Annotated in this window: 12 protein-coding genes; all 12 read left to right on the forward strand. The window is 31.3% G+C overall.

Translation table 11 applies throughout. The features are described from left to right. Positions 1-5: 5 nt before the first annotated feature. The 12 genes from Q0776_RS05320 to Q0776_RS05375 all read left to right on the forward strand — a co-directional run bounded on the left by Q0776_RS05320 (position 6) and on the right by Q0776_RS05375 (position 20,687). The gene (locus tag Q0776_RS05320; RefSeq protein WP_298365775.1) at positions 6-878 is read left to right on the forward strand and encodes a DUF1080 domain-containing protein; all 873 of its coding nucleotides are present in this window, start codon (positions 6-8) and stop codon (positions 876-878) included. Positions 879-1,035: 157 nt separating this feature from the next. Then, complete coding sequence (locus tag Q0776_RS05325; protein ID WP_298365776.1) at positions 1,036-3,321, forward strand: beta-galactosidase; 2,286 nt, start codon at positions 1,036-1,038, stop codon at positions 3,319-3,321. A 2-nt stretch (positions 3,322-3,323) separates the two neighbouring features. Beyond that, complete coding sequence (locus tag Q0776_RS05330) at positions 3,324-4,865, forward strand: sulfatase (protein WP_298365777.1); 1,542 nt, start codon at positions 3,324-3,326, stop codon at positions 4,863-4,865. Positions 4,866-4,870: 5 nt separating this feature from the next. After that, positions 4,871-6,190 (forward strand): glycoside hydrolase family protein, encoded by a 1,320-nt coding sequence (locus tag Q0776_RS05335; protein ID WP_298365778.1) that lies wholly within the window; start codon positions 4,871-4,873, stop codon positions 6,188-6,190. 22 nt (positions 6,191-6,212) lie between these two features. Continuing rightward, positions 6,213-7,682, forward strand: coding sequence for a sulfatase (locus Q0776_RS05340; RefSeq protein WP_298365779.1), 1,470 nt, complete (start codon positions 6,213-6,215; stop codon positions 7,680-7,682). Positions 7,683-7,693: 11 nt separating this feature from the next. Then, positions 7,694-8,839 (forward strand): hypothetical protein, encoded by a 1,146-nt coding sequence (locus Q0776_RS05345; protein ID WP_298365780.1) that lies wholly within the window; start codon positions 7,694-7,696, stop codon positions 8,837-8,839. Positions 8,840-9,093: 254 nt separating this feature from the next. Next, on the forward strand, positions 9,094-11,022 hold the full coding sequence (locus Q0776_RS05350) for an FAD-dependent oxidoreductase (RefSeq protein ID WP_298365782.1): 1,929 nt from the start codon (positions 9,094-9,096) through the stop codon (positions 11,020-11,022). A gap of 7 nt (positions 11,023-11,029) precedes the next feature. Continuing rightward, on the forward strand, positions 11,030-12,163 hold the full coding sequence (locus Q0776_RS05355) for a hypothetical protein (protein WP_298365784.1): 1,134 nt from the start codon (positions 11,030-11,032) through the stop codon (positions 12,161-12,163). A 17-nt stretch (positions 12,164-12,180) separates the two neighbouring features. After that, positions 12,181-13,620: a carbon starvation protein A gene (locus Q0776_RS05360; RefSeq protein ID WP_298365785.1), complete on the forward strand. Its 1,440-nt coding sequence runs from the start codon at positions 12,181-12,183 to the stop codon at positions 13,618-13,620. Next, the gene (locus Q0776_RS05365) at positions 13,617-16,250 is read left to right on the forward strand and encodes a sugar-binding domain-containing protein (RefSeq protein ID WP_298365786.1); all 2,634 of its coding nucleotides are present in this window, start codon (positions 13,617-13,619) and stop codon (positions 16,248-16,250) included. Before Q0776_RS05360 ends, Q0776_RS05365 begins: the two co-directional genes overlap by 4 nt. A 130-nt stretch (positions 16,251-16,380) precedes the next feature. After that, positions 16,381-18,936 (forward strand): cellulase family glycosylhydrolase, encoded by a 2,556-nt coding sequence (locus tag Q0776_RS05370; RefSeq protein ID WP_298365787.1) that lies wholly within the window; start codon positions 16,381-16,383, stop codon positions 18,934-18,936. 227 nt (positions 18,937-19,163) lie between these two features. Further along, positions 19,164-20,687, forward strand: coding sequence for a sulfatase (locus Q0776_RS05375; protein WP_298365788.1), 1,524 nt, complete (start codon positions 19,164-19,166; stop codon positions 20,685-20,687). Positions 20,688-20,761 lie beyond the last annotated feature (74 nt).

Raw genomic sequence — 20,761 nt, forward strand, 5'->3', positions numbered from 1 at the left:
AAATTATGAAGAATTTTACCCAACAATTGCTTGTAATTATACTATGTGTTACGGCTAGCTTATCTGTTTATTCTCAAAACAAATCCAAGGTGCCAACAAAAAGAAAACCATCTAAAGATTGGGTAGCTCTTTTGGATAAAGATTTATCCAATTGGGAAATATGGACAGGTGTTCCCGATAAGTCAGTTAAAAACCTTCCGTCAGATTATGTTATTCCAAAAGATGGAAAGCCCATAGATGCTATTGGTTTAAGTAACGAAATGAAAGTTTTTACAGTTACAATTGACGAAAATGAGAAGCCTATTTTAAATATTTCGGGAGAAGTTTATGCAGGTTTAACTTCAAAAAATGAATTTGAAAACTATCATTTAACCATGTTGTTTAAATGGGGAGAAAAAAAATGGGCGCCTCGGTTAGAAGCAAAAAGAGATTGTGGTTTATTGTACCATTGTTATGGAGACCACGGAGCTTTTTGGAATGTTTGGAAACGATGTTTAGAATTACAAATTCAAGAAACAGATATGGGAGATTTGTATTGTTTGGCTGGAACGAAATCAAAAGTTTCAGCAGATGAAACAAACCATTGGGATCCTAACGGAACAAAAATATCAAAAACAGCAAAAAGATCTGTAGATGCAGAAAGTCCATATGGAGAATGGACTAGAATAGATTTATTTGTAATTGAGGATAAGGCCATTCACATGGTAAACGGACAAGTTGTTTTGGCTTTAAAAGATGCTATTACACATGAAGGAAAAAAATTAAATAAAGGTCAAATTCAAATTCAATCTGAAGGCGCAGAGTGTTATGCTAGAGATATTTATATTAGACCAATTAAAAAGTTTCCAAATAAAATTAGAAAAATAGCTGGTTTTTAAATAGAATTATAAAATGAATAATAAAAGGAGTATACAGTTTGTATACTTCTTTTTTTTTTGAAATTAACTACAAGATACATTTTATGAACCTCTAAAAACAAAACTTTTTAAATTTTAAAGTTAATTTGAGATTAAGAAACATATCTTCAAATTAATTATGATATTATTTAATACTTTAAAAAAAGGATTTGTACTAACCTTTTTATTAACCTCCATTGTTGTACATGCTCAATCACTAGATAAGCAAGCAAAAGATAAGATTACAGAACTTGAGAACCTAGTTAAAAAAGCAGAGAAAAAAGGGATTGATGTTTTAAAAGAAAAAACAACTTTAAGAACTGCTGAAATATTTTTAGAATTTGCAGAATGGGATGAAAAGAACGTTGATATTAATGAAGACTATTTTAAAAAAGTAAAAAGATACCAAGAGAATGCCAATGATATGGCTTCAAATTTAGCTGATTTTGAACGAAAGGATTTAATTCTTATGCTTAATGAAGCTATAGATTATCTTCAATTATTGCTAAATAAAAAAGTGTTTAGAAAATCTGCTCCTCATGTAGATTGGACAAAAGTAGAAGTTGAAGGAGATCAACTTACCTATAAAAATAGACCAGTTTTTTTGGCAGATTATACTTGGAAGCCAAAAGTTGAAAAATTAACTGAGTATCATGGAAATCAGGATGGTTTCTTTCTAACCCCTTCTTTTGTAGTAAAAGAAAATGGCACTATCAATTCTAAAAGAATGAATGAGTTAAGTTCTAAATCAACTGGTTCATTAGGTTTTATTTTTATGAATCATAAAGGTGTTCCAAATTGGTCTAAAGAAAAATATGGTCCCAACTTTAGTATGCGAGAAGATACATATACGGCATACGATATTGATAATCCTGGAGCGAGAGCTATTCAACAAAAATTATTGAGCGCAGTTGTTCCCCATATGGCCGGAAAAAAATATTCTCAGTTAGGATATATGTTGTGTAACGAGCCTCATTTTTATACCCAAAAAACTGGAGAAAAATTGGCTTGGGCATCTGGGCCAGTTTCCAAATATACAATTGAGAAATTTAGAGTTTGGCTAAAAAACAAACACAATTCTATTGAAGAATTAAACACACTATGGGAAACGAATTTCACAAGTTTTGAAGATGTAACAATTGAAATCCCAATTGATACAAGTTTACGTGGAACTCCAAAATGGTACGATTGGTCTGTATTCAATATGTATAGAGTTACGGAGTGGTATAAATTTTTAAAATCTGAGATTGTAAAACACGATGCTGAAGCTAAAGTTCATTTAAAAATTATGCCTAATCTTTGGACCGAGAATCAACGTGTTCACGGTATAGATTTAGAAACACTTACTGAAATGAGTGGTATTATTGGTAATGATTCTGGAGCAGAACACACTAGAATGTGGGGGCCAGAGTATGAATGGGAAAAACACTATGGTTTTGAGTGGAGAGAATTATGTATGGGATACGATTTTATGAAATCTGTAAGTCCAAATAAAATAAATTTTAATTCAGAATTACATTACTTATCTACAGGAAGATCGAGAAATTTAGATTTGGAACCAGCATATGCTAGAGCAACATTTTGGTTGGCGCACACCTATGGTATGACCGCGAGTCAAATTTGGTACTGGCCAAGAAAAGATGATGGCTCTGTTCCTAATAAAGCAGGGAAAGGTTATGCAGGTTCAAACAATCAGCAACCAAGAATTACCAATGAAGTTGCAACTACTATTATAGATTTAAATACCTATTCTGAGGAAATAATGGCAATGCAACGCCAAAGAAAACCATTGCGCTTGTTTTATTCAAAAACTTCCGCAATAAATAAAGAAAAACATATGGATGATATCTATCATTTGTATGAAACCTTAAATTTTGAAGGTACACCGTTAGGATTTGTTTCAAAAGATATTATTAACAAACAAGATAATAATAAATGGGATGTAGTGTTAATTTACAAAACACCATTTGTTACTCGTTTAGAATTAAAAGCAATTCAAAATTATTTAAATAATGGTGGAATTGTTCTTGTTGATGAAATCAGTTTAAAGAAAAATGAATATGGAAAACCATTGACAGAATTGAGGGAGAGTAAAGGTCAATTGATAAAATTAAATAGTGTTTCTCAAATAAAAAGTAATGCCCTTTCAATTTTAAAAGATAAAAATTTATTGCCCGAAATTACTATATCTGAAACTAATGAGTTAGGAGTAAAAGTGTGCACTTGGAAAGTAGTTAAAAATAGTAAAGGAAACTATGTGCTTTCTGCAGTTAATTTAGGGAAAAAGGAAACAACACTAAAAATTGAATTAAATAATACAAGTGATATAATTTGTAAAGATTTAATTAATGGAATAAAAGTTAGTAATAATCCAACATTAAAACCAAATGAAGTGTTTTTTGTTGAAATATCGAAGTTTAAATAATTATGAAAATTAATCAATTAAAGTTATTTGCGTTAGTAGTTATTTTAATGCAATTAATATCTTGTAAAAATTCGGAAATAACTTCCAAAGAGATAACTAAAAAACCAAATATTGTTTTTGTTTTAGTTGATGATTTAGGCTATGCAGATGTTGGTTTTAATGGGTCAAAGTATTTTGAAACACCAAATTTAGATGCTTTAGCTAAAAAAAGTTTAGTGTTAAATAATGCATATATGTATCCAACTTGTTCTCCTTCTCGAACAGCAATTTTTACAGGAAAACAATCTTTTAGAACTGGAGTTTATACGGTTCCTGTTTTAGAAAAGGGAACTGATCAAGAAAATATTTTCTCACGTTGGACAGTTGGTAAGGAACACCCAATTTATGCCGAGCCATTGGCCGAAGCTGGATACAAATCTATTCATTTAGGTAAATGGCATATTGTTGGTCCTTATCCAAAAGAGGAATTAAAAATGGAGTTTCCAATAAAGCAAAAATTAACACAACCAGATCCAGGCGTATATGAGTGGGCTAAGATTCATAAAACACCTGAAGTGCAGCAATATTATCCAGAAGGAAGAGGTTTCATAAAAAATGTAGGAGGAACTTATAGAGGAGATCCTGCATTGGAAGTTAATGGTTATAAAAGCGTAGGTGGTGGTTATTGGGCACCATTTAGCAATCCGTTTATAGAACAAAAATCAACAGATAAATGGTTAACGGATAGGTTAACGGATGATGCAATTGAATTTATAGGAGAACATAAAGACGAACCCTTTTTGATTAATTTAAATTATTATGCCGTACATCGCCCAATTAGAGCAAGAAGTGAAGAGCTACTTCAAAAGTACTTAACAAAACCTGTTGATTCAATTACAGGACAAGGAATTACTCCAAATCAGAACATAAAAGAAAAGGTTGCAGGTTATGCTTCTATGGTAGAATCTGTAGATGATAATATTGGTCGTGTAGTTGATTATTTAGAAGAAAATGGACTTAGAGAAAATACTATAATTATAGTTACTTCAGATAATGGTTATAATGGAAATACTAGTGCCAATAAATTGCTAAGAGGTTCTAAAGGTTATATTTACGAAGGAGGAATAAAAGTGCCAATGTTAATTAACTGGCCTAATAATATAACTCCAAGAAACAGTGATGCAGCTGTTACCTGCTTAGATATTTTTCCAACATTAATGGATGTTGCTGGGATTGAAGATTTTAAAGGTGTTTTAGATGGGAATTCGGTAACAGAATTATTTAGAGAAGATTCTAAATTATTTCAAGAAAGACCATTGTTTTGGCAATTAAATAGCCAATGGAAACACGGTACATGTTCTGTAATTAGAAAAGGTGATTTTAAGTTAATTCAATTTTTAGCCGATGGAAAACTAGAATTGTATAATTTAAAAACAGATGTTGCAGAGAGTGATAATTTAGCTGAAAAAGAAGTAGAAATAACAAAAAATATGTTAACCGAATTGGTTGAATGGAGAAAGATAAATAAAGTGCCATTACCACCAAATTCGATATTAAAATTTTAAAAAAAATGAGATTCACGAAACTATTTTTTTTATTTTCCTTGATGGTTTATTTGGGTTCAGCTCAAGAAGTTCGAAATGATTCTCTGGTTTATGGGGCATCTTTTATGGATCGTATAAAACCTGTAAAAGGTGATAATTTGGTTTCAAACGTATGGGGTGCTAAAAACGTTGTTCCAAGAGATGTTAAAAATGGAATTGAAGATGTGGATTATTCCTATTGGGGAGGAAATATAATTCGTGGGGACGACAATAAGGAGCATCTTTTTGTTGCTCGTTGGCGAGAAGATATTTCAAGGCCAAATGGAAAAAGCGGACATAACTTATGGTGGGATTCCGAAGTGGCTCATGCCGTAAGTGATAATCCGATGGGGCCTTTTAAAGTAATTGAGGTTATAGGTAAAGGACACAATCCTGAGATTTATAGATTAAAAGATGGTTCTTATATTATTGGAGTAATGGGAAATAAGGCTTATTCTGCTCCAAATCTAGAAGGACCTTGGACTCAAATAGAAACCACTTTTAATTTTTTAGATAAAAAACAAAATCCAACAAATAGAACCTATATTGTAAGAGAAAACGGGAGCGTTTTGATGATGAATAAGGAAGGTTATTTGTTTGTAAGTGAAAAAGCAAATGAGCATTTTAAAGAGTTAAATGTTAAGCCTGCTTTTAGAAGAACAAAAGACACCCATGAGGAAGATCCTGTAATTTGGAAAGATGAGGTTCAATACAACTTATTAATAAATGATGCTTTTGGTAGAAAAGCGTATCACTTAACTTCAAAAGATGGGATACATAATTGGATCTATGAAGATGGTTTCGCTTATAATCCAAAAATTATTAATGAGCTAGCCAGTGATCTTGGCAACTGGTGGAAGTTGGAACGACCAAAAATTAGGCAGGACATATACGGTAGAGCTACTCATATAAATTTTGCTGCTATTGATACTTTAAAAAATTATGATTTAGCAAATGATAATCATAGCTCAAAAAACATAGTGCTTCCATTAGAAATTCCAAAAAGGATATTCGTTCTTAATAAAGAGAAAGTAGAAAGTTCAAAAAATATAGAAATAAAAGTCATTTCCGAAGACGGATTTAATGCAATTACAGATATTGATTTAAATTCTTTGCGATTAGGTTCTTCTTTTGAAGTTAATAGAGGAAGAGGATCAAAAGTAATAAACACCAAAGTATCAGAAAAAGATTTAATAATTGTTTTTGAGGTAAGAAATTTAGGAATTACCGATGGAGACTATAAAATAAAACTATTAGGCAAAACAAATGCAAATAATCTCTTGTTTGGCTATGCTAAATTACCTTAAAACTAAATTTAATATTTAATAAATGAAATCAAAAATATCATATCTAATAGCAATTACTTCCTTATTAATTAGTTCAAGTTGTATAGCTCAAAAAAAGTCTAATAATAGAACAGATAAACCAAATCTAGTTATCATTCATACAGACGAGCATAACTTTAGAACACTAAGTTGTTATCAAAATATTATGGCTGAAGATCAGGCTTTTGTTTGGGGAAAAGGAAACAACGTAAACACACCAAATATTGATAAGATTGCAACTGAAGGAGCAATTTGTACAAGTTATTATGCTTCGTCTCCAGTATGTACTCCATCAAGAGCATCATTGGTTACAGGATTGCATCCACAAGTAACTGGAGCGCCAAAAAATGGAATGCATATTCGTGAAGATATTCCAACATTCGCAACTATCTTAAGAGATGAGGGATATGCAACTTCTTATGTTGGTAAATGGCATTTAGCAGGTCACGAAAAATATACATTTGGAATTGAGTATAAAGCAGGATTTGAAGATAACCGTTATATGATGAGAGGTGGACACGCTCCTTATTTTCATATTAAAGACGGAAAAATTAGAGGTATTGGAGATAGAGAAGCTTCAAAATTATCAAAAGAAGAAGTAATTCATTTAACAGATTATTTTACAGATAAAACTTTAGAAATTTTAGAGCGTGATAAAAACAAACCATTTGCGCTAATGCTTTCAATTCCAGATCCGCATACACCAGATTATGCAAAGCCACCATACAATACAATGTATAAGGATATGGATGTAAAAGCGCCAATAACAATGGATCCAAAATTTACAGCAGTTAAGCCAAGTTGGGCAAAAGGAAATAAGAAAGATAAAAATGAAGGTTCTGGATTTGATGTTGGAGCTTTACGTCAATACTTTGGAATGGTAAAACATATTGATGATAGTGTTGGTAGAATCTTAACGTTTTTAGAAGAAAACAATTTGGTCGAAAACACAATTATAATTTTTACATCAGATCACGGAGATATGTTTTTTGAGCATAATCGCAGAAACAAAGGAGTGCCTTATGAAGCTTCAGCAAAAATTCCATTTGTAATTCGTTACCCAAATAAAATTAAAGCAGGAAAAGTTATAAATACAGCATATACAAATGTAGATTTCGCTCCAACAATTTTATCTTTAATGGGTGTTGATAATAAGGCGAAATTTCATGGTTTAGACACTTCAGAAGATTTTTTAAATTCTAAAAAAGATATTACAAGTGATAGAATAACTTATTTTGCCAAAAATGGTGGATGGTGGGTTTCTGCTGTAAGTGATAGGTATAAATTAGTTCTTGATAAAAATGAAAAACCTTATTTATTTGACTTAGAAAAAGACCCAAATGAGTTGATTAATTTTTATAATAATCCACAATACAAAGAAATTGCTTCAAAAATGCAAAAAGAACTATTTGTTCAAATGAAAAAATTTGAAGAGCCTGGTTTAAAAATGAATAGACCTTATATTACAGAATAATTTTTTTGAATATGCTACAAGAAAAATTAAAAGGTTATAAAAAAGTATTATTTGTTTTATTATTTATTTCACCAACGATTTTTTCACAATCTAAAAAATCGTTGGTAGACTTTTTTTTGCCTATAACTCCGCAATCGAATTTGGTTTCAAAAGAAATTTGGGGCGATAAAGTAGTTATTCCACGAGATACGGCAAATGGATTAGAAGACTCACAACTTAAAGAATTTTGCTATTGGGATGGTCGTATTGTAAAAAGTGATGATGGTAAATATCATATGTACGCAAGTCGTTGGGATCAAAAAATGTCGCATAGCGAAGGTTGGCATTTAGGCTCAAAAGCAATGCACGCAGTTAGCAATAGTATTATGGGACCTTATGTAGATAAAGGTTTAATATATCCTAACTGGAAAGAAGGTATGGGGCATAATGTTATTGGACTAAGAATGCACGATGGAAGATATGCAGTTGTTACCAGTGAAATAACAGAAGGAGAGGTTTTTGTGTCGGATTTACCTGATGGCCCTTTTAAATTATTAGGCAAAATTAAGGTTGATTTAAACGGTTTTAATGAAGGGTTAGCCAGGTATCAAAATAAGGATCAGAAATCCTATGGACATATGTCTAATGTAAAAATATTATTAAGACCAGATGGCGACTATATGATTATTGGTAGGTCTACAGCTCCAATGTTAAGCAAAAATGGAATATTAGGCCCCTATAAAATAATGGGAGATCGCATTTACAAAAATTACCCCGAATTACCTCAAACAAAAAATGAAGACCCAACAATATGGTTTAGTGGAGGAATGTATCATATTGTTTATAATCATTGGCCAACCAAAACGTCTCATCATTTTTCTTCAATGGATGGAATCTCTGATTGGAAATATAGAGGAATTGCTTTTAAAAAAGAAGAATCTAAAATATTTAAATATACCAATGGCATTATTAACGATTGGCAGTTTATAGAAAGACCAACTGCATATGTAGAAAATGGACATGTTACACATTTTATTTTTTCAGTAATTGATGTACATAAAGGAAAAGATAGAGGAAGCGATAATCATGCAAGTAAAATTGTAGTTGTTCCATTTGATGGGAAAGCTTTCGATAAACATATGAAAAAAATTGTTAATGCAGAGCGTAAAAAAAACTAACTGGCTAATATTTCAATAGTTTTTAGCAAATTCCAGTCTATGGATTATATTTTATTTTAAGTAGTGTTCAATTGAAATAACACATAAAACAGAGGGTTTAGGCTATATTGTTAAGTTTTTGTAATGCTAGTTTTTAGGTATTCACCCTTTAAATCTTCGATATTTGGACTGAGAAATACATTTATTTTACTTAAATACAACATTGTAATAAAATAATTGATGATTTTTATAAAATCGAAATTTAAAACCTAAAAATGAAACGTAGAAACTTTTTTAAAACAGGAGCAAAAGGAGCATTAGCAGCAGGATTATTTCCAATTATGGGAGATATTACTGCACAAACTTCAAGTAGTTCAGATAAAAGATTATTTAATTGGAATGAAGGTGTAGAAGGAATTAAAGGAGATCCAATTAGAAGGAAAATATTAAATGTAGATGTTGCAGTTATTGGTGGTGGAATGTCTGGGATTTCGGCAGCTGTTTCTGCAGCTAGAAATGGAGCAAAAGTAGTTTTAGTGCAAGATAGACCAGTTTTAGGAGGTAATGCATCTAGTGAAATGAGGGTTACGGTTAATGGAGTTCAAAGTTTAAGTAATAAACACAAAGTTGAACGTGAAACAGGTATAGTTGAAGAACTTTTAATTGAAAATTGGCATTATAACCCACAAGAATCTTACCCAGTTTGGGATCACGTTTTGTATAATTATGTGGTTCGTGAAAAAAATTTAACCTTATTGTTAAATACGTCGGCAATAAGTGTCGAAATGAATGATGATAAAATAAAGTCTGTTGTTTGTAGACAATTAACAACTGAAACAGATTTTACCATAAACGCAGCTATGTTTTGCGATTGTTCTGGAGACGGATTTATGGCAGCTTCAGCAGGAGCGGAATTTAGAATGGGGCGTGAAGGAAAAGCTGAATTTAACGAGAAATATGCTCCAGACGAACCAGATGGTTGGGTAATGGGAGATTGTTTTATGATGATAACCAAAGATATGGGTAAACCTGTACCTTTTTATCCTCCAGAATATGCTATTCCGTTTGATGCTGAAACCGCTTTTAAAGACAAACACAGAAAAGTGAAGCAAGTAAAAGAAGGTTTTTGGTGGGTTGAATTAAGTAGCGATGTTGATATTATTGGTGAGAGAGATGAAATTCGTCATAGATTAATGGCTCATTTTTATGGAGTTTGGGATCATATTAAAAATTCAGGAAATTTCCCTGAAGCAGAAAATATTGCGTTAGATTGGATTGGTTCTATTCCAGGACGTAGAGAGTCTCGCAGATTTATGGGAGATTATATTTTAAAAGAAGGCGATTTATTGGGGAACACTCAATTTGATGATGCAATTGCCTTTGGTGGTTGGAGTTTAGATGAACATTGCCCAGGAGGTATTGAAAACCTAAAAGAACCAGCTAGTTATTTTCATTCAAGATTTAAAGAAGTATACCAAGTACCTTTTAGATGTTTATATTCTAAAAATATTTCAAACTTATTATTTGCCGGAAGAAATGTAAGTGTTACGCATATGGCGTTGTCTTCAACAAGAATTATTGGTACTTGCTCTATGATGGGACAAGCAGCAGGAACAGCCGCGGCAATGTGTGCTGAAAAAGGGGTAAATCCAAGAGGATTATATCAAAATAATATGAATGAATTGCAAGAGCAACTACTGCGTGATGATTCATATTTCCCAAACCGACCAGCAAATGATCCAAAAGACAAAGCTAAAAAAGCAGCTACTATTTTTGCCTCATCAACAGCATCTGGAGATGCTAAATTATTGTTAGACGGTGTGTCGCGTGATGAAATTGAGAAAATTCACCATTGGCAATCTGAAGGTTTAAATGAAGAGTTACAGTTAGAATGGAACAAGCCTCAAAAATTAACAAGCGTTGAAATGAAGTTTGATACAAACTTACAGCGTAAAATGATGATGCATAAAAACCCTGAAAAAAACAAAGGGCAAATTATAGGAATTCCTCCTGAATTAATTAAAAATTTAAGTGTTGAAGCTAGAGTTAAAGGTGATTGGGTTGAAGTTGGAAAAGTAGATTATAATAAAACACGATTGGTTAAAGTTAATTTCAATGAAGTTAAAACTACCGCGGTGCGTGTTAAATTAAAAGAAACTCACGGAGCAGAAAGTATAAAAATGTTTGAAATACGTTGTTACTAATTAATATATGAATTTTAATAAAATTCTTATAGTGCTATTCTTTCCAGTTTGGGTGTTTTTCCAAATTGGAGAGGATAGTTATTCTTCTGAATTTAGAAAAATAGAACACGAAATAACCGTTGGTCATCCAGGAAATGAGGATAACGGGTTGGAGCAATCTACACTTGTTGAGGTTAGAAATAAAAAAGGAATGGCCGTTGAATTCTATATGAATGTAGAGTCTGTTATTTGTGTAAAAAGTGTTTGTAAAGTTGTACCTGTTCGTATTTTTTGGAATAATCTTGGTGAATATCAAAAGTATGAGCTAGATAAGGGTGTAACCCTTGAAAAGTACGAAGCTGATCTTTTTGAAAAACAAGATTATGTAAAATTACAAAGCATACTTTCAGATTTAGATTCGCCATTTAAAAATGTAAGAATTGATGAAATTTTAACTGTTGCAGATGAAACGCATAACGATGTTGATGCTGTTTCTGGTGCCACAGCATTGGAGTTAGATGAAGAAGATACAGTGCCTGGAGCTGCTTTAACTTGTTTTACACTCTGGCATTGGGCACACGGTGATATTGAAATTATTATTAGAAATTTTACAGGCAAATCATTAAAAAAACAGGATTTTAAAAACTACATAACTTCAACAAAAGAAAAAGAGCAATTGTTTGCAATTGAGCAATTGTTAGAAACAAAAAACTACAAAAAGATCCTTGTTGATGCGGTTATTAACGAAACTTCAAAAAATGATAATTTATTAAGAAGTACTTTCAAGTATTTTAACAACGCTTCTGATAAAAAATACTTTCAAGCTATTGAAAAACTATTTTTAAAAGGAAATGAAAAACAAAAAATAACGGCTTTAAATTCTCTTTTAAATAGCAAAAGAAGTGTTTCTTCAAAATATTTAGATGGTTTAAGTAAAGAGGTTTTATCATTAAAAACATACCAAGAAATTTCTATTTTTTTGAGATTAATGAAAGCTAAAAATTCTAATTCTCAAGAAGTAATAAAACATACCATTCCATTATTAGGCAAAGATTTATTAATTGCCAGAAGTGTTTATTGGTTTTTAAAAGATAAAAATTTGTCTGACGAACAGCAGCGAAAACTAGCCTTGTTTTATGCTGAAAACGAAGATCAACTATAAACGAAACTAACTGAATTATGATTACTTTTTTAATTTGTATAGGAGTGCTAATTGCAGGCTATTTTATATATGGAACCTATGTAGAACGTAAATTTGAAATAGATATAAACAGAAAAACTCCGGCAATTACTAAAGAAGATGGTGTAGATTATGTACCATTAAAACTTCGAAAAATATTTTTAATTCAATTTTTAAATATTGCAGGACTAGGACCAATATTTGGAGCAATAGCTGGGGCACTTTGGGGACCAGTTGCTTTTATTTGGATCGTTTTTGGATGTATTTTTGCAGGTTCGGTGCACGATTATTTTTCAGGAATGTTGTCAATTAGACACGATGGTGAAAGTATTCCAGAAATTGTGGGGACATATTTAGGAAATGGAGTAAAGCATTTTATGCGAGTTTTCGCAGTAGTATTACTAATTTTAGTTGGAGTAGTTTTTGTTAAAGGCCCAGCAACAATTTTACAAGAATTAACAGGTGTAAGTGTTACCATTTTAATAGCAATAATTTTTGTTTACTATTTATTAGCTACTATGATACCTATTGATAAATTGATAGGTAAAATATATCCAATTTTTGGATTATCATTATTAATAATGGCAGTTGGGTTATTTATTGCTGTAATGTTTCAAGGTTATACAATTCCAGAATTAACTCCAGAGAATTTAATTAATATGCATAGCAATCCAGATAAATATCCAATATTTCCAATGTTGTTTATTACTATTGCTTGTGGTGCAATTTCTGGGTTTCACGCAACACAATCCCCATTAATGGCGCGTTGTATTTCAAACGAGGCTCACGGTAAAAAAATATTCTTTGGAGCAATGATTACAGAAGGTATTGTAGCTTTAATTTGGGCAGCTGTTGCAATGGCATTTTTTGGAGGCGTTAGAGAGTTAGGCGCAACAATGGCAGAAGAAGGTCATAATGCGGCTTGGGTTGTAAACATTATTTGTAACACAATGCTTGGTAAAATAGGTGGGATTTTAGCAATTTTTGGTGTGGTTGCAGCTCCAATTACTTCAGGAGATACAGCTTTTAGAAGTGCGCGTTTAACTATTGCAGATTCTTTTAATATCAATCAAAGTAGTTTAGTAAAAAGATTAATGGTTACCATTCCTATATTTTTAATAGGTTTAGCATTAACTCAAATCAACTTTGCTATTATTTGGAGATATTTTGGGTGGTCTAACCAAATGTTAGCAACCATTGTACTTTGGGCAGCAGCAGTTTATATGAAAAAACAAGGTAAAAAAGCTTGGTTTATTTTAATTCCTGCAGCTTTTATGACCGCAGTTGTAACTACTTATATATTGGTTGCTCCAGAAGGATTTCAATTAAATTATGGACTTTCTTATTCAATAGGAATAACAGTTGCTGTATTATTAACGATGTGGTTTATATTTTCTAAATCAATTTCTAAAATAAAAAAAGAGAACAAAAAAATATGAAATTTTTAAAATTCGGATTATTTGTATTGTTATTTGCAATAATTTCAAACAGAACAAATGCACAACAAAAATTTTCTACGGCAGGTTTTTACGAAGTAGAAAACAGTCCACGAAAGGTTTTTAATTTTAATATTGGTTGGCGTTTTTACAAAGGTGATGTTAAAGGTGCAGAAACAGTAGATTTTAACGATTCGAATTGGGAAGCAGCAAATTTACCTCACGGATTAGAAATTTTGCCAGAAAATGCAAGTGGAGGTAGAAATTATCAAGGTAAGGCTTGGTATAGAAAAGAATTTACCGTTAATGAAAATTCAACTTTTTCAAAAACATTTTTATATTTTGAAGCTGTAATGGGAGTTGCGAAAGTTTGGGTAAATGGAGAATTGGTTGCCGAACATTATGGAGGTTATTTACCTTTTGCTGCAGACGTTTCAAAAGTATTGAAAAAAGGAAAGAATGTTGTAGCTGTAATGGCTGATAATAGCGATAGTAAATTGTACCCTCCAGGTAAACATCAAGGTGGATTAGATTTTAGTTATTTAGGCGGAATTTACAGAGATACTTATTTAATTCAAACAAAGCCAATATATATTACACTTACAGAGCTTAGTAAAACCGTTGCTGGCGGTGGTGTTTTTGTTGGAACAAAAGAAATAAATGGCAACAATGCTAAAATAGGAATTAGAACAGAGATTGCTAATAATTCGAATAAAACACAAACTATAATAGTTAAATCTGTTTTAGAAAATTCAGAAATTAAAGAAATTAAATCAACACAACAATCGGTAAGATTGCAAGCAGGAAAATCTAAACAATTATCAAAAGATTTAAAAGTAGAAAATGTTCATTTATGGCATCCAGATGATCCATATTTGCATTTTATTAGAACAGATGTTATTGTAAACGGAAAAATTGTAGACCAAACAAGAACTCGTTTTGGAATTCGATTGTTTGAAATGAAAGGAGCTGAAGGATTGTTTGTAAACAATAAATATATAGGTAAAAAATTAGTTGGTGTAAATCGTCATCAAGATTATGCGTATGTTGGTAACGCCGTTCCAAATTCAAGTCATTATAGAGATGTAAAACTATTACGCGAAGGCGGTAGTCATATAATTAGAGTTGGTCATTACCCTCAAGACGATGCTTTTTATGATGCTTGTGATGAATTAGGAATGTTAACAACAACAGCAAATCCGGGTTGGCACTTTTTTAATTTTAAAGAAAAAATATTTGAAGAACGTTTATATGAAGATTCTCATAATTTAGTTCGAAAAGATAGAAACAGACCTTCAATTTTATTGTGGGAAACCGCTATTAACGAAACACCTTCGCAGCCAGATCACGCAATGAATAATATGCACAAGGCTGCACATTCTGAATATTCTTTTCCAGGAATGTACACAGTTACTGATTATGAAGAAGCTGAAAAAGGAGGGTTGGATGTGTATTATCATGGGAATTCTAAAACAGTGAATTCGTTTAACAGAGAATTTGGAGATGGTAATGAAGTGGACGATTGGTATTCGCAAAATTCAATAGTACGTGTAAAACGTGAATGGGGAGAAAAAGCAATGCTCGATCAATCTTTAAGACAAGCACATCAATTATCGCAAAGATTTAAAACAGATAAAGTTCGTATTGGTGGCGCAATGTGGGCTGGTATTGACCATCAAAGAGGTTACCATCCAGATCCATTTTTAGGAGGACATTTAAATGTATTGAGATTGCCTCGTTATACGTACTATTTGTATAAAAGTCAAAATTCGGCAGATTATAAATTGAATGGTATTGAAACTGGTGCTATGATTTATAATACAAATGAATTAACCCAATTATCAGGCAGCGATGTTATTATTTATAGCAATTGCGATGAAATAAAACTGACTTGGATGGGGAAAGATTATGGAATTCAGAAACCATCAACAGATTCAAAATATGATGGTTTACCGCATCCTCCATTTGTTTTTAAAAATGTTTTTTACTTAGATAAAATTCGCCATAGAAAAGGAGATCAGAGAGGTGCAATTAGATATATGATTTCTGAAGGATTTATTGATGGGAAATCAGTTGTAAAGGATGTAAAAACCTATGCTATGAGATCTGAAAAATTGCAATTAAGTATAGCCGATGAAGGGTTGAAGTTAATGGCAGATGGATCTGATTTTGTTCCTGTTAGAGCTACTATTGTTGACTTAAATGGAGCAAAAAAAGTACTTGCTGAAGAGTCTGTTTATTTTGAAGTAAAAGGTCCTGCAGAAGTTATTGGAGGAATTCAAAATATGAGTAATCCTGTTAAATCTTCTTTTGGTATTGCAACAGCTTTAATAAGAGCTACTAATAAACCAGGTGTTATTAAGGTTCGCGCTTATGTAAAAGGATTAAAATCAGATGAAATTACTTTAGAATCAAAACCTTCAAAACAGAAAATGCTTTTTGATGAAAATTATGTTGCAAATTCTAAAAAAGTTGATAAAGATAAAGTAACAATAGAACAAGTTAAGGAAGAGAAATTACCTACAAATATTAAAAAACTTCAAGAAGAAATTAAAATGTTAAAGCTACAATTGGTTGGTAAAGATCAACAATTAATGGAATTAAGAAGTAACCCAGAAGGAGAAAAAAATTAAATTTATCTATTAACAAATGAAGAGGTGAAATTCAATAAGGATAATGCTACAATTGCCGTGCCTTGTGGTTTGTTTGTGTTTTTAAATATTGAATTAAAAGAAGCACTTTAAAGTAATTTAAACATAAATTATGTTGGTTTTTATAAGAAAAACAATCTTTATTCTAGTTGTATTATTTTTAACTACTGAATTATTTTCACAATCTTCCACTTTTGTTGATAATGATGGAATAATGCGTTGGAAAAATTCAAATGAAGAAGTTTGTGTTTTTGGAACCAATTATGCTGTGCCATTTGCATACTGGGATGCTCGTGCTCCGTTAATTGGCAATAATCATAAAAAAGCTATTGATGAAGATGTTTATCATATGGCTCGCTTAGGAATTGATGGGTTTAGGATTCATATTATGGAATCTTATATTGCTGATGAGCAAGGTAATTTAAAATACAACCTACATTTTGAATTGTTTGATTATTTACTTTTTAAATTGAAAGAAAGAGGTATTAAAATGTACATTACTCCAATGTATTTAGGCACTTCCATAGATGGGAGTTTTACTAAAAAATACGGAATGGGAGTTGGTTGTCTTTCAAATGAAAAAGCATTTTCGGCTCAAGAAAATTATTTAAAACAATTTGTTTCACATGTAAATCCGCTAACAGGAGTTGCTTATAAAGATGATCCAGATATTATTGCTTTTGAAATTGTAAATGAGCCTAAGCATTGGAAAGGAGCTAAGTTGGTTAAAAAGTACATTAATAAAATGTACAGGGCTATTAGAAGTACAGGTTGCGACAAGCCTCTTATGTACAATATGACAACTTGTGTTGATTTTATAGATGATGTTTTAGAAACAAAAGTTGATGGTGGAAGTTTTCAATGGTATCCAACAGGTTTAACCTCAAATCACGAACAAAAAGGAAATTTATTACCAAACGTAGATCAATATGTTGTTCCTTTTCAGAATGAATTAACAAAATCTAAAAGACCAAAATTTGTATATGAATGGAGTCCGTCAGATACAAAAGGAGCATATATGTATCCGGCAATGGCACGAAGTTTTAGAGAAGCAGGCTTTCAATTTGCAGCACATTTTTCTTATGATCCATTACACCAAGCACACGCAAATGTTGAATACAAAACACACTTTTTAAATTTGGTTTATACACCTAAAAAAGCAATTGGGTTAATGATTGCTTCTGAGGTTTTTCATTCAGTGCCATTAAACAAAAGTTATGGGCGATTTCCTAAAAATAACAAGTTCGAGTCGTTTAAATTAAGTTATGAAGATAATTTGGCAGAAATGCTAACCAACAAAAAGTTTTTATACAGTAATTCAACAAAAACAACACCTAAAAACCCTAGTGCGTTAGAAAAAATTGCAGGAACAGGAAATTCATCAATTGTTCAATATTCAGGAACGGGCGCTTATTTTTTAGATAAAATAGATACCGGTTTGTGGAGATTAGAAATTCTACCCGATGCACATTGGGTAAAAGATCCATTCTTTGTTCCGTATACACACGGTGAAGTTGCCGTAGTTCTTTCAAAAGAACAAGAAATTGATATTAAACTTCCAGATTTAGCAAATGGTTTTTCTGTTGAAGGTATTAATAAGGGTAATTCAATAAAACTAAATGCTGACGGGACTTATTTTCGTATAAAACCTGGTGTTTATATGTTAAGTAAGCAAGGTGAACATAAAGCTTGGAAAGCAACAGATTCATTCCAGAATATGAAGTTGAATGAATTTTATATGCCAACTATAAAACCAAAACAGGCTTATTTGTTACATAAACCTATTGAGGAAATTTCAACAAAAACAGCATTAAAACTGTCTGCTAAAATAATTTCGGAAAAAAATATAGAACAAGTTGAGGTTATTCTGTTGAAAAAAGGAGGAGGAACAGTATTTCCTATGAAAAAAATAGATTCTTATAATTATGAAGCTATTATTCCTGACAAATATACTAGCAAATCTGCAATGCTGAGATATCACATTAGTTATAGAATTGGCGATGACTTTTTTAGTTATCCGGTTGGTAAAAAAGACGCTTATTTGTTAGATAGAAGAATTTATAGTGACGATATGAGTTTGAGTGAAACTAAACCATATAGAACCAGAGTAGTTGAAGCTAGTAATCCAATTTATTTGTTTGATGCGTCTTTAGATTGGGAAGAAACTGTAAAAATGAATAGAAAAGATGATTTAAATATTTTTCCAAGTACAATTCCAAATAAAACAGTTTTAAGAATTCCATTATTAAAAGCGAATAAATTTAATGATGAGTATTCTTTTCGATTTTATTGTAATGATAAAATTAAATTCAGACAACCAGATTTTTCTAGTAAAACAAAACTCTCAATTTTTGGAAAAACAAGCTTCCCTAAAGAATCCATTATAAAAGTTCAATTATTAATGAAAAATGGAGATGTTTTTGGTAAGGAAATTAAACAGAGTAAAGAGCTTAGTGTTGCTTCAGTATTGTTAGCTGATTTTAAAAAAGAAAAAAGTATTTTATTACCAAGACCATATCCAAAATTTCAAGTATATGAGATTGAATCTAAAACTAAAAATAAATTTGATATCAATCAGGTAGAAGCGGTTCAGTTAACTATAAATAAAGGTGAAACTATCCAAAAAGAAGATTTGCAAGTTGAAATTGGTTGGATATATTTAGAATAAAATTGCCGAACCTAAATTAAAATATACAGATCTTCAATTAAAATTATTACATATTTTTTATGAATTTTTTGTGTTAGTTAAAGAATAAAATGATTAGTTCTATAAATAAAATCGGTTGTAAATTGCCATAAAAAATAATTTTAAACCAAAAAAGACAAGTTTTTTACCTATAACAACATTTCGAGTTGTAGGAGTGGTAATTTTGTTGGTATATTAATAAATTCAAGATGTATAAAAAATTCTATATTGTTATTGTAAGTTGTTTACTGCTGTCGTGTGGAAGTAGTAATGCAAAAAAAGAAACTATTGAAAAAAAACCAAATATTTTATGGGTAATTGCCGAAGATCTTTCACCTTTTATGGGGTGTTATGGAGATTCAATAAATATAGGTCACACTCCTGTATTTGATCAATTTGCAAATGAAGGTGTTCTTTTTAAAAGAGCGTATTCAACAGCACCTGTTTGTTCTGCAGCACGATCAGCTTTTATTACAGGTAAAATGCAAACTACTACGGGAACACATAACCATAGATCAAGCAGGTTTACAGACGGAGAAGTTGTTCCTGAAGAATTACATATTAATTTGCCAAAAGGAATGAAAACCATTCCAGAGTTAATGAAAGATGCGGGTTATTTTACTTTTAACAGCGGAAAAGATGATTATAACTTTAATTATGATAGAAAAGCATTGTACGATGTAGGTGCAAAAGAAGATTATGTTGCAGGTATGAATGGCTGGCAAGGTAATATGGCTATAGATTATATGACTGTTAAAGATTATGTTTGGAATTCGAGACCAGATAAAAATCAACCTTGGTTTGGACAAGTTCAAATTATGGGAGGTAAAAAAGATGCTAAATATGTGCGTGAAGGAGAAAAATTAGCAGTTAATGATGTTCCTTTACCACCGTATTTTCCAAATATTCCATCGCAACGAAAAGCTTGGACAGAGCATTACAATGCAAACAGAGGTTCTGATGTTACTTTTGAACATATTTTAGACCAATTGAAGGCAGATGGAGAATTAGAAAACACCATTATATTTTTCTTTTCAGATCACGGAAGCCCATCATCTTTGCGTCATAAACAATTTTGTTATGAAGGAGGAATGTTAGTTCCATTAATGATAAAAGGAAACAGTAAAGCTTTGAAAGCAGGAACCGTAAGAAATGATTTAGTTTCTTTATTAGATGTTTCTGCTACAACTTTAGCGATGGGTGGAGCAAAAATGCCTGAATATTTAGATGGACAAGATTTATTTGCTGAAGATTATAAAGAATCAAAGTATGTAGTTGGAGCAAGAGATCGATGTGATTATACTATTGATAGAATTAGAACAGTTGTTTCTGAAGATTACAGATACATAAGAAATTTTTTCCCAGAAAGACCAATGATGCAAGCTGGTTATAGAGATTTAAAACCTATAGTAACAGATTTAAAGAAATTGCATAAAGAAGGGAAATTAACACCTTATCAGGATAAGCATTGGTTTGGAATTAGACCTACTGAAGAATTTTACGATTTAAAAGCTGATCCACATCAAATGAATAATTTGGCAAATAATCCAAAATATGTTACTGTTCTAAAAGAACACAGAGAATTTTTAGAAAATTGGATAAAAGAAACAGATGATAAAGGTCAATATCCTGAAGCTTCAGCACAATTAAAAGCTACATACGATATGTGGAAAGACAGACCACGTTTTAAAAACGCAAAAATAAACCCTGAATACGACCAGTTTAAAAAGTAGTATTTAACGAATAATATTTAATAAAAAAAGGAGAAACCAATTTGGCTTCTCCTTTTTTTATTGCTGTATCCCTT

Source organism: uncultured Lutibacter sp. (assembly GCF_947495725.1).
Classification (GTDB): Bacteria; Bacteroidota; Bacteroidia; order Flavobacteriales; family Flavobacteriaceae; genus Lutibacter.